The organism is Streptomyces neyagawaensis, from assembly GCF_023516595.1.
GTDB classification, from domain to species: Bacteria; Actinomycetota; Actinomycetes; order Streptomycetales; family Streptomycetaceae; genus Streptomyces; species Streptomyces neyagawaensis.
This window is the reverse complement of record NZ_JAMGBG010000214.1, coordinates 1-716: the sequence shown is the minus strand read 5'-3', so window position 1 is coordinate 716 and position 716 is coordinate 1. Positions and strand designations below refer to the sequence as shown.

Annotated in this window: 1 protein-coding gene; it reads left to right on the top strand. The window is 69.6% G+C overall.

The window, feature by feature from the left end; translation table 11 throughout:
- Window positions 1-28: 28 nt before the first annotated feature.
- Window positions 29-716 (top strand): Mu transposase domain-containing protein (locus M8J73_RS43815; RefSeq protein ID WP_443740388.1); only part of this gene is annotated, 688 nt, incomplete at its 3' end.

The following is a 716-nucleotide window of genomic DNA, read 5'->3' as shown; positions in this document are numbered from 1 at the left end:
CGGCATTCCGAAGGTCTACTCGTTCCACATGACGTTGTCGTACTCGCGCGACCCGTTCTGCTGCTTCACCACCAGCCAGGACCTGGCGACCTTCTTCGACTGCCACCGACAGGCGTTCGCGCACTTCGGCGGGGTGCCGATGACGATCGTCTACGACCGCACCAAGACCGTCGTGCGCCGGCACGTCGCCCCGGGCGAGGCGGTCCCGCTGCATCCGGAGGCGGTCGCGTTCGCCGGGCACTACGACTTCGACATCGATGTGCTGGCCGCCTACCGGCCGCAGGCCAAGGGCCGCGTCGAGCGGCAGGTCGGCATCGTCCGCGATCACGTGCTGGCCGGGCGGGCGTTTGCGTCCATCGAGGAGATGAACGCCGCTTTCGCAGCCTGGGTGCCGCTGCGGCGGGCGAAGGTGCACGGCACTCATGGCGAGGTCATCGGCCATCGGGCGGTGCGCGACCACATGGCCCTGCGTCCGCTGCCCGAGACTCCGTATGTGGTCGCCCAGCGGCATCTGCGGCATGTGGGCAAGGACTGCTTGGTCGCCTTCGACGCGAACCTCTACTCGGTGCCCGCCCGCAGGGTCCGCCCCCGTCAACTGGTCGAGATCCGGGCCACGAAGTCCCAGGTCACGCTGCACTCTACGGTCCCCGGCTCGGACGGTGAGACTCTGCTGGCCGCCCATCCGCGGGCTGTTGGCCGCGGCGCCCGCATCGTCG